Origin of the sequence: Bacillus cereus group sp. BfR-BA-01524 (assembly GCF_022662595.1) — a bacterium.
GTDB classification, from domain to species: domain Bacteria; phylum Bacillota; class Bacilli; order Bacillales; family Bacillaceae_G; genus Bacillus_A; species Bacillus_A thuringiensis_S.
This window is the reverse complement of the sequence record NZ_JAKUDW010000028.1, coordinates 17,032-31,802: the sequence shown is the minus strand read 5'-3', so window position 1 is coordinate 31,802 and position 14,771 is coordinate 17,032. Positions and strand designations below refer to the sequence as shown.

Here is a 14,771-nt window from a genome sequence, read left to right as displayed (position 1 = left end):
TGTAGAGGAGATGAAAAAATGATTGTTTCATTTATGGTCGCAATGGACGAAAATAGAGTAATCGGTAAAGATAATAATTTACCTTGGCGTTTACCGAGTGAATTACAATACGTGAAGAAAACAACGATGGGTCACCCGCTTATTATGGGAAGAAAGAACTATGAAGCGATTGGTAGACCGCTGCCTGGAAGACGTAATATTATTGTAACTCGTAATGAAGGATATCACGTTGAAGGATGTGAAGTTGTTCATTCTGTAGAAGAAGTATTCGAACTATGTAAAAATGAAGAAGAGATTTTTATTTTTGGCGGAGCGCAAATTTACGATCTCTTTTTACCTTATGTAGACAAGTTATATATAACAAAAATCCATCATGCATTTGAAGGAGATACATTCTTCCCAGAAATAGATATGACAAATTGGGAAGAGATTTTTGTAGAAAAAGGTTTAACGGATGAAAAAAACCCGTATACGTATTATTACCACGTATATGAGAAACAACAATAAATAAAAAGATTGATGTGAGAATTCGCATCAATCTTTTTATTTATATTCACCAATATAAGTTTATAGATGAGATTCGATAGTGCTATAATGATAGGTAGCATGTAAAAAATGCTAAAATTTGCAAAAGTACTAATATAGAAAGAGGAGGAGAATGGATTGAGAAAGATATGGGGGATTCTTTTTCTTTGCTTAGCATTCATGTTAGTTGGATGCGGTAAAGAAGAAAAACCACAAGAAGCGTTTGATACATATGTAAAAGCATGGAATAAACAAAAATTTGCAGATATGTATGATCAACTATCAAAAAATGCAAAAAAAGATATTTCAAAGAAAGAGTTTACTGAGAAATATGAAAAAATTTATTCTGGTATCGAAGTGAACGACTTAAAGGTAGAAACAGGGGAAGTAAAAGAAGATAAAAAAGATGAAGGCCCTGTTCCTTTTAAAGTAAGCATGGATACAGTTGGTGGTAAAATTACTTTTGGCCATGAAGCAAAAATGGTGAAAGAAAAAGATGGAGATAAAGAATCTTGGAAAATAGATTGGACTCCTGATTTTATTTTCCCTGGCATGACGAAAGATAGTAAAGTGCGTATGCAGACGACACAGCCAAAACGTGGTGAAATATACGATCGTAATGGAAAAGGTCTTGCAACAAATGGGAAAGCTTCTGAAATTGGAATAGTTCCAGAAAAATTAGACGATACTGCTCCGCAAACGAAAGAGACAGTAGCGAAGTTGTTAAATATGACTGTAGAAGAAATTGATCAAAAATTAGCTGCTAAATGGGTAAAACCAGGGTATCTCGTACCAATTGGAATTTTGCCTGAAGGGGCAACGCAAAATACGTATATTGATTTAGCAGGTGTTTCAACAAAACCTGTAAATGTTCGTACATATCCATTAGGGGAAGCGGCAGCTCATCTAACTGGTTATATCGGAAAGGTAAATGCTGAAGATTTAAAAACGCTTCAAAAGAAAGGCTATCAAGCTGATGATCCAGTTGGTAAAGCTGGTTTAGAGCAAGTATTAGAGGAAAAGCTACGCGGTAAAAAAGGTGGCCGTGTCTTTGTAGAAGATGCACAAGGAAAAGAAATTAAAAACTTGGCAAAAACAGATGCTGTTGATGGAGAAAACGTAACTTTAACTATTGATAGTGCTGTTCAAGAAAAAACTTACAATGAAATGAAGGGCGAAGCTGGTTCAAGTGCAGCAATTAATCCGAAAAGTGGAGAAACAATTGCACTAGTAAGTAGTCCAGCATATGATCCTAATTTAATTGCACGAGGAACATCGAAAGCGCAACGCGAAGCTTGGAATAATGATCCGAAAAAACCGATGACGAATCGCTTTACACAATTATCGGTACCAGGTTCTGTATTTAAACCAATTACAGCTGCAATTGGTCTTGAAACGAAAACGATCGATCCGAAAGAAGAGTTAAAAATTGAAGGGTTAAAATGGACAAAAGATTCTTCTTGGGGTAATTATTATGTAACGCGTGTGAAAGATGCAAATCCGATTGATTTTGATAAGGCGATGAAATACTCGGATAATATTTACTTCGCACAAGAAGCGTTGAAAATCGGAAAAGACAAGTTTATGAGTGAAGCGAAAAAATTCGGATTCGATGAGAAACTACCAATTGAATATGGATTCCCTGCTTCTAAAATTGCAAATGACGGTATTAAAAATGATATTCAAATGGCAGATACAGGATATGGACAAGGACAAGTATTAATGACTCCTCTTCATTTAGCTTTAACGTATGCGCCAATTGTAAATGATGGAACGATTCCATCACCGTATATTATTAAAACAGATAAACAACCAAAAGCTTGGAAAGAAAATGTAATTTCTAAAGGAAATCAGGATATATTAAAAACTGCTATGACGAAAGTAATTAATGATCCGGATGGTACAGGGAAAATTGCTAAGATTGATGGAATGACTCTTGCTGGAAAAACAGGTACAGCGGAATTAAAAGTATCTAAAGAAGCCGAAGGAAAAGAACTAGGCTGGTTCGCTGCATTTGATTTGAATTCGCCAGATATGGTCATTACAATGATGATTGAAGATGTAAAAGGTAGAGGCGGAAGTAACATTCCAGCTGAAAAAGTAAAACATGTTTTTCAAAAATAATATGTAATAAAAGGCTACCTCTATAATTTATAGAGGTAGCCTTTTTGTATGAGAATTCTTAATATCTGTATACTAAATTTTAGAGAAACAAAATAAATCATTAACTTACGAAAAAAAAGTAGCTATTTTTTATTGACATTGATTAAAACTTTTTGTATTATACTTACATAAGGTAAGTTATTAACTTTTAAAAAACAAATCTTGAATTGAAGATAAAGAGAGAAAAGGGAGAGAATACAATGACAAAAGTACTATTTATCACAGCAAATCCAAATTCAGCAGAAGGTTCTTTCGGAATGGCAGTAGGGGAAGCTTTCATCGAGGCTTATAAAAACGAGCATCCACAAGACGAAGTTGTAACAATTGATCTATTCAATACTACTGTACCAGCAATCGATGCAGATGTATTTGCTGCTTGGGGTAAATTTGCAGCAGGTGAAGGCTTTGAAACTTTAACGGAAGCTCAACAACAAAAAGTAGCAGCAATGAACACAAACTTAGAAACATTTATGCATGCAGATCGTTATGTATTCGTAACTCCAATGTGGAACTTTAGCTATCCACCAGTAGTAAAAGCATACTTAGATAACGTAGCAATCGCAGGTAAAACATTCAAATATACTGAAAATGGTCCAGTCGGCTTATTAGAAGGTAAAAAAGCACTTCACATTCAAGCAACAGGTGGCGTATATTCTGAAGGAGCATACGCAGCTGTAGACTTCGGACGCAATCACTTAAAAACTGTATTAGGATTTGTCGGTGTAAATGATACTGATTATATTGCAGTTGAAGGTATGAATGCAAACCCTGAAAAAGCACAAGAAATTAAAGAAGCGGCAATTGCTAATGCTCGTGAATTAGCAAAACGTTTCTAATATAGAATGCTTAAAAAGTCCGAACACTTGATGTTTGGACTTTTTTTCTTCTTTTTCCTTCGTTTGTCTAGTATAATGAAGGTCGGAATGATAATAGGTGGGGGTTCTGTATGATTCAAACGTTTTTTAAAATCTTTTATTTAATTTTAATTGTAATTGCGATTACACCGAGAATGTGGCGTCTTAAAAGACAAGTAAATACGATGGCGCCAAAAGAAAAAGATAATGCTGTGTACAAAACGACAAATTGGTTTGGTAAGAAAATGGTACGTGTAGCTGGAGGGACAGTAGAAGTGAAAGGGCTTGAAAATGTTCCGAAAGACAAGCCGGTACTAGTTGTAAGTAATCACCAAAGTAATATGGATATCCCTGTTTTACTAGGTTACTTAAATAAACCAATTGGATTCGTGTCAAAAGCAGAGATTAAAAAGTTCCCAGTTGTACCAACTTGGATGGAACTTATGAATTGTGTATTTATGGATCGTAGCGATCGTCGTCAATCTCTTAAAGCAATTAAAGATGGAATCGAACTATTAAAGAATGGACATTCTATCGTAATTTTCCCAGAAGGAACGAGAAGTAAAGGTGGCGAAGTTGGAGAGTTTAAGGCTGGTAGTTTCCATCTTGCAGTAAAGTCAGGTGTAGCAATTTTACCTGTAACGTTAGATGGTACATATAAGATGTTTGAAGCGAATGGAAATCGTATGAAGTCAGCTCATGCAACAGTAACAATTTCTAAGCCGATTACACCTGAAGAGTATGCGAATATGGATATTAAAGAATTAACGAAGCATACACAGGAAGTTATCGCATCACAATTACATAAGTAATAAAAAAGGTTTCAGCTTATAGTAAGCTGAAACCTTTTTTATTATGCTGTAGGTAAGACGTAAAAGAGTACACAGAAGAACATCATCGCACTACCACCTAAAACGAACAGGTGCCATATGGCATGGTTGAAAGGTAGCTTTTCCCAAAGGAAGAATATAGCTCCGACAGAATATAAAATTCCACCAGCTAAAAGCAGTGAAAAACCATGTCCAGTTAGATTTTCATAAAGTGGTTTAATGGCAACGATTATGAGCCAGCCCATAATGATGTAACATAAAGTTGATGCCTTTATAAAGCGACGTACAAAGAAGATTTTGAAGACGATACCTCCGATTGCAAGTGTCCAAATTATAGCAAGCAACGTCCATCCTAATGGGCCACGAAGTGTAATAAGTAGAAAAGGAGTATACGTGCCAGCAATCAATAAGTAAATGGCTGAATGATCTAAAATAGTAAATATTTTTTCTACTTTAGGATGATGAATGCTATGTAGCAATGTTGAAAACAAGTACAGTAAGAACATGCTTACACCATAAACAGTAAATGCGACTACAGCTGATGCGGTACCGTGCTTAGAAGCATGAATAATCAATATGATTAAGGCAGGGATGCTTAAAATGGCACCGATACCATGTGTAATTGCATTTGCAATTTCTTCTTTTACAAATTGGGTCATTCGTGTCATTTTTTCAGTCATAATGCAAATCCTTTCTACTATCATAAAATAATATGTCATTTCCCTTACCATATCATACACAAGAGCAATAGAAAATGAAATTTGTATAATTGATTATATTTTTGAATTTTTTTGACAAAAGGCAATGGATTTGTTGACGTTTTCAAACTTTTTTGACAAAATAAAATTATGTAATAGTAGGACAAGGAAACTACTAATAAAGGGGATGGGGAAATGTTTTCAAATATTGGCTTTCCAGGGTTAATTTTAATTTTAGTAGCAGTACTCATTTTATTTGGACCTAAAAAATTGCCGGAAATCGGGAAGGCTTTAGGGGAAACGTTAAAAGAGTTTAAAAAATCAACGAAAGAATTGACAGATGACGCATTTCAAGAAAAGGAAAAGAAAGAAAAACTGTAATGTATTTTCCTTGTAATGGATAAATAAAGTGTGGTGAACGAGATGGAAGATCGGGAAATGAGCGTAGTAGAACATATTGTTGAGCTTCGAAAAAGAGTAATATATACAGTGTTATCCTTTGTACTATTTTTAATTATTGGATTTACTTTTACAAAGGATATTTATTTTTGGCTTGTAAAAGATTTACCAATGAAATTAACTGTTCTCGGTCCAAGTGATGTATTGTGGATTTTTTTCTCGATTGCTACAGTATTTGCTATCGTTTGTACAATTCCTTTTGCTGCTATACAAATTTGGTTATTTGTAAAACCGGGTTTACATCCAAATGAACAAAAGATGACAATAATGTATATACCGGTATTGTCTATATTATTTATCGCAGGTTTATGTTTTGGATACTTTATTGTAATGCCGTTTCTATTTCACTTTTTAACTACAATAGGTAATGAAATGTTTAATACGATGTTTACGACAGAAAAGTATTTTCATTTTGTACTTAATTTAACAGTTCCATTTGCTGTGATTTTTGAATTGCCAGTCGTTGTAATGTTTTTAACTAGTATTGGAATACTTACGGCGGAATTTTTAATAAAAATAAGAAGGTATGCTTACGTAGCATTAATTATCATTGCATCTTGTATATCACCGCCTGACTTTTTATCTCATAGTTTAGTTGCGGTGCCGCTTATTTGTATTTATGAAGTAAGTATTGCTTTATCAAAGGTTGTAAGTAAGAGGAAAAAGAAAAGAGAAGAAATGCAGTCGAAAAGTGCCTCGTTATAAAGGCACTTTTTTATTTATTTGTTATACTATAGCTATAAACGTATACAATATATAGAAGAAAAAAATTATAGAATCTCCAAAATTTAGACAAACTTTGCGCTTTTATAAGCTTATACTAAATGTATTAAACAATTGATGGATAATGAGATTCCCGTCTCAGCGATATTTAGGACGGGAAGATGGATTAGGTGGAGATGAATAGAGTATAAATCTTCTAGCCATAAGGACTACAGAAATCATATAAGTCTGATTTTACTCCACTTTAAACAACGTCTTACAGCGCAAAGTAGAGGAAGTTCAAAAATCCAATGAAAAAGAGGATTGATATTGTGATTACGAAAAGTTTTTATTTCACTCATTCAACAGGGGATTGTATTAAAATATTCGAAATCCCTGTCCTACAGGCACAGCATCCATTATCGTTTCTAATTCAGTCTCGTCTTCAATTATTTATTGCAAAAATTCAAAAACAAAAACATCCAAGATTTTCATATTCTTTCCGTGAATATTTACAAAATTGTTTGAAGTGGAATGATTATTTAAATGTATATAAAACAAATACTCTTGAAAAAAATGCATGATATAGAGTAGAGACAGGGTTAGGAGCTCTGTCTTTTTCATTTTAGATATAAAAATATAATTAATTTGATGAAATTTCGTTCCAAATTGTTGAAAGCAGTGGGAATACTAGTATAATAACAAGGAGAGCGTATTGGAAAGGGAAGAATATAATATGCAAAAAATTAAAATTGTAACAGATTCAACGGCAGATTTATCACAAGAGGTAATCGAGAAGTATGACATTCATGTTCTACCATTATCAATCTCTGTAAATGGACAAACATATTTAGATCGCGTTGATCTACAACCAGATGAATTTATTGAAGAAATGATTAAATCAGAGGAACTACCAAAAACATCACAACCTGCAATGGGTACATTTGTAGAAATGTACGACAAGTTAGGTGAAGATGGAAGTGAAGTACTTTCCATTCATATGACAAGTGGAATGAGTGGTACTGTAGCAACTGCAAATAGTGCTGCATCAATGACCGATACAAAAGTAACAGTTGTTGATTCTCAATTTATTACACATGCTTTAGCATATCAAGTGATTGAAGCTGCAAAAATGGCAAATGAAGGACGTTCACTAGAAGAAATTTTAAAACGTGTAGATGAAGTAAGAAAGAATACTCGTTTATATGTAGTAGTAGATACATTAGAAAACTTAGTGAAGGGTGGACGTATCGGTAAAGGAAAAGCGTTTATCGGTTCGCTACTTAATATAAAGCCAATTGCTAGTCTTGAAGATGGTGTTTATAATCCTGTAACGAAAGTTCGTAGCCAAGGCCAAATTGTAAAAACATTAGCTAAGTTATTTGAGCAAGATACAGCTGGAAAAGTTGTAAAGGCTGTTGCAATTCCGCATGCGAAAGCAATTCCTTTAGCTGAAAGTATGAAAGCAGCGGTTGAAAAAGTGAGTGGGTTTGCTCAATCAGAAATTTTCTATACAACGCCTATAATTAGTACTCATACAGGTCCGGGTGCAATCGGGTTTATGTATTTAGCAGAGTAATAAAAAAGCTACTTGAAAATATATTTCAAGTAGCTTTTTTATGTAAATAGAAAGTAAGAAATAAGAAGAGCTATACAGGCACTACCGCTAATGATATAGCGAGTCTGTAAATATTCATTCATAGAAAACACCCTTTATCCCGCTATTTGCGGACAGTAAAACTCCCACCTCAAAATTTAGCTGGAGCAAAGAGGTTAGGTGGCGGGCTGTCCGTAAAAGCCCGATTGGTGAAGGTTAATAATCAGTGGGGATAAAGAAACTCCCACTGATTAAAGTTTCTTTATAGGATTTTCTATATTATATGTTGGATATAGGAAATCAGTCGTTACGTTACACATGTAAAATTTCAATTTTTTCATTTACTTGCTTATCTTTTGTTGCGTTACTATAAATAAAAGTTTGGCCTAAAAAGAGTACATGCAGTTGTTCCCATGGTAACATGCGCAAATTCCAATTATTTCGAAGTCTAGTTATTGCTTCACGAGGTGTTTCATCGGCGAGTGCAAAAGCTCCGTAATGCATCGGTATAAAATGCGTAGCGTTTAAATCTAAATAAGCTTGCACAGCCTCTTCAGGTGAAACATGAGATACTTTCATAAACCATTCTGGTTCATAAGCGCCAATGGGCATAAGAGCAATATCAATTAAAAAGCGTTCACCAATTTCTTTGAAACCTTGGAAATAGCCACTGTCACCACAAAAATATATGGTTTCCATAGTCGTTTCATTATCAATAATCCATCCGCCCCAGTGAGACGTATTCATATCAAATAAGAATCTTCTCGTCCAGTGCTGAGCAGGTACGAAGTGAAAAGAAACTTCGTTAATTTTCGTACTTTCCCACCATTTATACTCTTCTACATGTTTAAATTTCTTACGAGTAAATAATTGTTTTAATCCAATAGGTACAAGATATAGAACATCATCATTCAACTGACGAAGAGTTGAAAAATCTAAATGATCATAATGACCATGTGAAATAAGGACAATATCAATTTTAGGTAGTGCTTCTATAGAGAGTCCAGGTTCTGTAAGTCTTGGAACTAGCTTTAATTTATTGGCCCATACTGGATCTGTTAATATATTAAGTCCATTCGTTTGGATTAGAAAAGTAGAATGCCCAATCCATGTGACAGTCGTTTTTTCAACATTACTTTGCAAAAATGCACTTTGTTTAACGGGTGATTGTTCTACTAAGAAAGAAAAATCTTTTTTGTTTTGCTTTCGCTCTTTACGCCAGCGTAAAAAAGAGCGAATTGATTTTTTTGTACTAACATTATCCATATTTTCATAGCGCTTTGCCATGAACATCACCTCATTTAAAATCGTTGTATTTGTATTGTACCGAAATGTTGTTAAGGAATACAGTGTAAAACATGGATTAATGTTTAAGGAATTGTTAAAAAATAGGGAGAGATATTTACAAAAGTAACAATAAAATTAGTTTTATCACTTCGATTTATAGAAATAATAGTAAAAAAATATATTTTGTCTAGTAATTCGCTTGAAATAAAGAAGTAACATACGTAAATTCGTACGATTTCGTGAACAAATGTAGTAAACAATTTTCTCGTAGTGTTAACTTTTGTTATTATAAACATAACCTATTTAAATTTAGGATAGAGAAAAGAGGTTTATAAATGAAGCGTTATCAAAAAATAATTGGTCTTATGGTTGTATTTTGTCTCTTTGTACTTGCTGGATGTAGTGAATCAGGTTCAAAGCTTCGTAAACCATTAAATTGGGATTTAGAAACTTTCCAATTTACAAATCAAGATGGAAAGCAATTTGGTACAAAAGATTTAAAAGGGAAAGTTTGGGTTGCAGATTTTATGTTCACAAATTGTCAAACAGTTTGTCCACCAATGACTGCAAATATGGCCAAGCTGCAAAAGATGGCAAAAGAAGAGAAGATAGACGTTCAGTTTGTTTCATTTAGTGTAGATCCAGACCTTGATAAACCAGAAAATCTGAAAGCTTTTATTCAAAAGTTTACAGAGGATACTAGTAACTGGAATTTATTAACGGGATATTCGTTAGAAGATATTACAAAGTTTTCAAAAGATAATTTCCAATCACTTGTGGATAAGCCGGAGAACGGTCAGGTCATGCATGGTACATCATTTTATTTAATTGATCAAAACGGAAAAGTAATGAAAAAGTATAGTGGCATTAGTAATACGCCATACGAAGACATTATACGTGATATGAAGCGATTAGTGGATTAAAAATAAGGGTGCATAGCACCCTTATTTTTTTTGCATTAGTCTATGGATAAAATGTCATGTTGCTGGGGAAGTTTCGGCGCCCGAATTTCTAATACGCCGTTTTGATAAGAAGCTTTCGCTGCTTTTTTATTAATTGAATACGGCAACTTAATCAATCTTGATGCTTCTGAAATGGAACGTTCTCGGCGATAATAGTTATGGGATGTTTGTTCTTCTTCTTCCTCTTCGAGTATCTCTTCTTTTACAGAGACTTTTAAGTATTCACTTTGTATTTCAATTTGGATTTGTTCTTTTTGTATACCTGGTAGTTCAGCTGTAACGACGAGTTCTTCACCAACTTCATATAAATCTACAGGGAATGTTAATAAACGGTTTCCTTTTTGGAAAAAATGATTTAAATCAGCGATTACATTGCGAAGAGGTGTTTGCTCGAAGAAATCATCAATTTGCTTTAAGTAATTACGAACCGGTGGGCGAGAAGAATCTTTTTTTTCTTCACTCATGGTATTCCCTCCTAGAAATCAATTTGCAATATCATATGACAAAAGCGGAGAAAGGTGAGTGTCTAGTTTTCATGTTTTCATAAAAAATTGTTAAAAATGTGAAATGGAGTGATTTTTTTATAGTTTTTGGTCGCCATATTCAGTTGATTATGCTAGTATAAATAGGGTTGATATAGTAGTATAGAAACAGAATGAAAACCGAAAGAGGGTAAGAAGTATGTGTGGTTTTGTAGGATGTTTATGTGAAAACCCTAGAGAGTTTTCAGAAACAGAAAAACATCAATTTGAAAATATGAACACGATGATTTTCCACCGCGGTCCAGATGACGAAGGATATTTTCGTGATGAACATGTACAATTTGGCTTCCGCCGTTTAAGCATCATTGACTTAGAGGCAGGACATCAGCCGCTAACTTATGAAAATGATCGATATGTAATTATTTTTAATGGTGAAATTTACAACTATGTAGAATTACGTGAAATGTTACTTGAAAAAGGTGCAACGTTTGCAACACAATCTGATACAGAAGTTATCATTGCATTGTATGCACATATGAAAGAAAAATGTGTAGACTATCTTCGTGGTATGTTTGCATTTATGATTTGGGATCGTGAAGAGAAGAAACTTTTCGGTGCACGTGATCACTTCGGTATTAAACCTTTATACGTCGCACAACAAGGTGATACTACATTCTTCGCATCTGAGAAGAAAAGTATTATGCATGTGATGGAAGATAAAGGAGTTAATCCAACGTCACTACAACATTACTTTACGTACCAATATGGTCCAGAGCCAGAAACATTAACAATTGATGTTAATAAAATTGAGCCTGGTCATTATTTCGTAAAAGAAATCGGTAAAGAGATGGAAATCCATCGCTACTGGAAACCTTATTTCAACGCTTCAAGCGCAACGAAAGAGGAGCATATCCAAGCAATTCGTGATGTGTTATACGATTCAGTAAAAGTGCATATGCGCAGTGATGTACCAGTAGGTTCATTCTTATCTGGTGGTATCGATTCATCTATTATCGCTTCTATCGCAAGAGAAATGAATCCAAACCTTTTAACATTCTCTATTGGTTTTGAGCAACGTGGTTTCAGTGAAGTTGATGTTGCCAAAGAAACTGCAGAGAAATTAGGCGTTAAAAACCATAACGTATTCATTTCAGCGAAAGAGTTTATGGATGAGTTCCCAAAAATCATTTGGCATATGGATGATCCTTTAGCAGATCCAGCAGCTGTACCATTGTACTTCGTTGCAAAAGAAGCACGTAAGCATGTAACAGTTGTTCTTTCAGGTGAAGGTGCAGACGAGCTATTTGGTGGTTATAACATTTATCGTGAGCCAAACTCACTAAAAATGTTCTCTTACATTCCTAGCCCAGGTAAGAGCGTTCTAAAAGCATTAAGTGGTGCTCTTAAAGAAGGATTTAAAGGTAAGAGCTTCCTAGAGCGTGGATGTACGCCAATTGAAGAGCGTTACTATGGAAACGCGAAAATCTTCCGTGAAGAAGAGAAAGTTGAATTAATGAAGTATTACAATGAAAGTGTTAACTATATGGATATCACGAAACCATTGTATAACGAGATTAAAGATTATGATGATGTAAGCAAAATGCAGTACATTGACATGTTCACATGGTTACGCGGTGACATTTTATTAAAAGCTGATAAAATGACAATGGCAAACTCATTAGAACTTCGTGTACCGTTCTTAGATAAAGAAGTATTCGATGTTGCATCTAAAATTCCAACTGAATTTAAGATTGCTAACGGAACTACGAAAGCTATTTTACGTGAAGCCGCACGCGGAATCGTTCCAGATCACGTATTAGATCGTAAAAAACTTGGATTCCCAGTACCAATTCGTCACTGGTTAAAAGATGAAATGCATGATTGGGCTATCAATATTATAAACGAGAGTAAAACAGAGCATTTAATCGACAAACAGTATGTATTAAACTTACTGGAAGCACATTGTGCAGATAAAGGCGATTATAGCCGTAAAATTTGGACTGTACTTGCGTTTATGGTATGGCACCAAATTTATGTTGAGCATAAATACGATACGAATAAGTTCCATGAAGAAACAAAACGTGCGTATAGCTTAGTTTAATTAGAAAAACCTTAAGATCGCATACGGTCTTAAGGTTTTTTTCATAAATAGGAAGTATTATTGATACAATAATAGTAAAAGGATGGACAACATATGATTACGTTTGAGAAAGTTTCTGTAGAAAATGAAAGCGTTGTTAAAGAAATGTTTAAATCGCATAGTTTAGGTGAGAAAAAGGTACAGTACTGTGTGAAAGTTGATGATACATATATTGGTGTAATAGATTATAGTGTTCAAGAGGAACGAGCTGTTTTATCACAGCTAATTATTCATTTTGATTACCAAGGTTACGGTTATGGTACAAATACGTATTTTACATTTGAAGAAATGATGAAACAAAGAAATGTGAAAGAAATAAAAGTGCTACAAGAGGGATTAACAGAAAAGGCGAAGTCTTTCATAGAGAGTTTTGGCTTTACTTCAGAAGATGAAGCGTATGTGAAGAAAATATAACGATGATTATTTATGTAATACAATAAATATAAGGCAGGTGGATGTATGACGATGACTGCTGGTCTTGTCTTAATTGGAGGGTGCTTTATAGTAGCAGAACTATGTCATATAATCATTCGAAAAAGAATGATTAAAAAAAGAAAGCCGTATGAATTACAATACGTCCCTGTCTTTTTCATTATATTTTGTATGCTTAGTACATTACAAAATATAATGAACTTTCCACCACTTGTGAATGTTTTTTTAAAGTTTGGTTTACTTTATAGTGGTGTTGGAATAGCACTTTTATTTATTTTATTTTGCATACGTTATATTCACTATCAATCGTATATATTTATTTTAAATTGGTTAAAGCAAGATGATAGAAACCGCCTTACATAAGGCGGTTTTTTAATTTGCGATTGTAACAGAACTTGTACATTTCACATAAAATAGGACGAGTAGCAATGCTAACATATTACAAGAAAGAGGCGGGGTAGTAAAATGAAACTTGTTATAGACGCAGGGCACGGTGGATATGATTCTGGTGCTGTTGGTAATGGCTTAGTAGAAAAAAACTTAACACTTCAAATTGCGAGACGCGTTCGAGACATTTTAACGGTAAATTACCCAATTACAATTAAAATGACACGTGATAGTGACGTGTTTATTTCTTTATCGGAACGTGCTAATATTGCTAATGCTTTTGGTGCGGATTATTTTATTTCATTTCATATTAATAGCGGCGGGGGTACAGGTTTTGAAAGCTATATTTATAATGCGTTATCCAACAGCAGCACTGCATATGCAAAGCAACAAAAGATGCATACAGCAGTAAATCCTGTATTAACAAAATACGGTCTTCGTGATCGAGGAGCAAAAAAAGAAAATTATGCGGTATTAAGAGAAACCGCAATGGATGCAATTTTAACAGAGACTGCCTTTATTGATACAACGTTTGATGCAAATTTATTAAAAAATCCACAATTTATTGAAGATCTAAGTCAAGCGTATGCAAATGGAATAGCAGCTATTTTTGGAGTAGCTCCAAATCCACAACCACCTAACCCACAACCGACACCTCAAACGAAGGGAATCGCTTATATCCTTGGGAAAAATGTGAATTTAAGAAATGGTCCATCAACTTCTTCCTCAGTTATTCGTCAATTAAATTCTCCAGAATCTTACGTTGTATATCAGGAAAGTAACGGATGGTTAGATTTGGGGAATGGACAATGGGTGTATAATGATCCTTCTTACATTAATTTTGTAAAGACAAGCAATAGTGATGGAAGTCCGATTGGGGTTGCATATATACAAGGGATGAATGTAAATTTAAGAAGTGGTCCATCAACTACATCTGCAGTTATCCGTCAATTAAATCCTCCAGAATCTTATTTAGTATATATAAATGAAAATAGTTGGTTAAACCTTGGTGGAAATCAGTGGGTATATAATGATCCATCTTATATTAAATATACTCAATATTAGGAATTAAAACGATAATACAATATGGATGCGTATCTTTGTTATGTATAACTCAGATACGCATTGTAATAACAACATAAATTTTTATACTTATACACAATGTTTTAAAAAGAAACATTAGAAAAGCGGATAGAATCGAAATGGTATATATTAAAAAAGTTTTCTGATATACATTGACAATGTATGTAGTA

At 33.9% G+C, this 14,771-nt stretch carries 16 protein-coding genes; 13 read left to right on the top strand and 3 right to left on the bottom strand.

Features of this window, described 5'->3' with window-relative positions:
- The first annotated feature begins 18 nt into the window (after positions 1-18).
- The 4 genes from MR170_RS12415 (at position 19) to MR170_RS12400 (ending at position 4,354) form a co-directional block, all read left to right on the top strand.
- Positions 19-507 carry a dihydrofolate reductase gene (locus MR170_RS12415; protein WP_016081787.1) on the top strand — a complete coding sequence of 163 codons (489 nt, stop codon included), beginning with the start codon at positions 19-21 and terminating at the stop codon, positions 505-507.
- Between the two features lie 156 nt (positions 508-663).
- Entirely contained in the window at positions 664-2,649 is a 1,986-nt protein-coding gene (gene pbpC / locus MR170_RS12410; protein ID WP_098472047.1) for a penicillin-binding protein 3, read from the top strand.
- Positions 2,650-2,888: 239 nt separating this feature from the next.
- Positions 2,889-3,524, top strand: a complete 636-nt coding sequence (locus MR170_RS12405; RefSeq protein WP_000170028.1) for an FMN-dependent NADH-azoreductase — start codon at positions 2,889-2,891, stop codon at positions 3,522-3,524.
- Positions 3,525-3,634: 110 nt separating this feature from the next.
- On the top strand, positions 3,635-4,354 hold the full coding sequence (locus MR170_RS12400; protein WP_000616582.1) for a lysophospholipid acyltransferase family protein: 720 nt from the start codon (positions 3,635-3,637) through the stop codon (positions 4,352-4,354).
- 41 nt (positions 4,355-4,395) lie between these two features.
- Here the strand turns inward: MR170_RS12400 and trhA are convergent, their stop codons facing one another.
- Positions 4,396-5,052 (bottom strand): PAQR family membrane homeostasis protein TrhA, encoded by a 657-nt coding sequence (gene trhA / locus MR170_RS12395; RefSeq protein ID WP_000136889.1) that lies wholly within the window; start codon positions 5,050-5,052, stop codon positions 4,396-4,398.
- Between the two features lie 213 nt (positions 5,053-5,265).
- On the opposite strand from trhA, the gene MR170_RS12390 reads away from it, so the two are divergent.
- The 4 genes from MR170_RS12390 to MR170_RS12375 all read left to right on the top strand — a co-directional run bounded on the left by MR170_RS12390 (position 5,266) and on the right by MR170_RS12375 (position 7,810).
- On the top strand, positions 5,266-5,451 hold the full coding sequence (locus MR170_RS12390; RefSeq protein ID WP_000492442.1) for a twin-arginine translocase TatA/TatE family subunit: 186 nt from the start codon (positions 5,266-5,268) through the stop codon (positions 5,449-5,451).
- 42 nt (positions 5,452-5,493) lie between these two features.
- Positions 5,494-6,234 carry a twin-arginine translocase subunit TatC gene (tatC, locus tag MR170_RS12385; protein WP_000390119.1) on the top strand — a complete coding sequence of 247 codons (741 nt, stop codon included), beginning with the start codon at positions 5,494-5,496 and terminating at the stop codon, positions 6,232-6,234.
- Between the two features lie 329 nt (positions 6,235-6,563).
- Positions 6,564-6,815 carry a DUF2535 family protein gene (locus MR170_RS12380; RefSeq protein ID WP_000629012.1) on the top strand — a complete coding sequence of 84 codons (252 nt, stop codon included), beginning with the start codon at positions 6,564-6,566 and terminating at the stop codon, positions 6,813-6,815.
- Positions 6,816-6,967: 152 nt separating this feature from the next.
- Positions 6,968-7,810 (top strand): DegV family protein, encoded by an 843-nt coding sequence (locus tag MR170_RS12375; protein ID WP_029948540.1) that lies wholly within the window; start codon positions 6,968-6,970, stop codon positions 7,808-7,810.
- Positions 7,811-8,140: 330 nt separating this feature from the next.
- Here MR170_RS12375 and MR170_RS12370 read toward each other — a convergent pair whose 3' ends face one another.
- The gene (locus MR170_RS12370) at positions 8,141-9,115 is read right to left on the bottom strand and encodes an MBL fold metallo-hydrolase (protein WP_029442214.1); all 975 of its coding nucleotides are present in this window, start codon (positions 9,113-9,115) and stop codon (positions 8,141-8,143) included.
- Between the two features lie 335 nt (positions 9,116-9,450).
- Here MR170_RS12370 and MR170_RS12365 point away from each other — a divergent pair, with 335 nt between their 5' ends.
- The gene (locus MR170_RS12365) at positions 9,451-10,038 is read left to right on the top strand and encodes an SCO family protein (protein WP_000833332.1); all 588 of its coding nucleotides are present in this window, start codon (positions 9,451-9,453) and stop codon (positions 10,036-10,038) included.
- Positions 10,039-10,073: 35 nt separating this feature from the next.
- Here MR170_RS12365 and MR170_RS12360 read toward each other — a convergent pair whose 3' ends face one another.
- On the bottom strand, positions 10,074-10,541 hold the full coding sequence (locus MR170_RS12360; RefSeq protein ID WP_016081782.1) for an Hsp20/alpha crystallin family protein: 468 nt from the start codon (positions 10,539-10,541) through the stop codon (positions 10,074-10,076).
- A gap of 217 nt (positions 10,542-10,758) precedes the next feature.
- Here MR170_RS12360 and asnB point away from each other — a divergent pair, with 217 nt between their 5' ends.
- The 4 genes from asnB (at position 10,759) to MR170_RS12340 (ending at position 14,583) form a co-directional block, all read left to right on the top strand.
- Positions 10,759-12,660, top strand: coding sequence for an asparagine synthase (glutamine-hydrolyzing) (gene asnB / locus MR170_RS12355; protein WP_000333826.1), 1,902 nt, complete (start codon positions 10,759-10,761; stop codon positions 12,658-12,660).
- Between the two features lie 93 nt (positions 12,661-12,753).
- Entirely contained in the window at positions 12,754-13,113 is a 360-nt protein-coding gene (locus MR170_RS12350) for a GNAT family N-acetyltransferase (RefSeq protein WP_016081781.1), read from the top strand.
- 51 nt (positions 13,114-13,164) lie between these two features.
- Entirely contained in the window at positions 13,165-13,494 is a 330-nt protein-coding gene (locus MR170_RS12345; protein ID WP_029442215.1) for a hypothetical protein, read from the top strand.
- Positions 13,495-13,596: 102 nt separating this feature from the next.
- Positions 13,597-14,583 carry an N-acetylmuramoyl-L-alanine amidase gene (locus MR170_RS12340; RefSeq protein ID WP_029442216.1) on the top strand — a complete coding sequence of 329 codons (987 nt, stop codon included), beginning with the start codon at positions 13,597-13,599 and terminating at the stop codon, positions 14,581-14,583.
- The last annotated feature ends 188 nt before the right edge of the window (positions 14,584-14,771 follow it).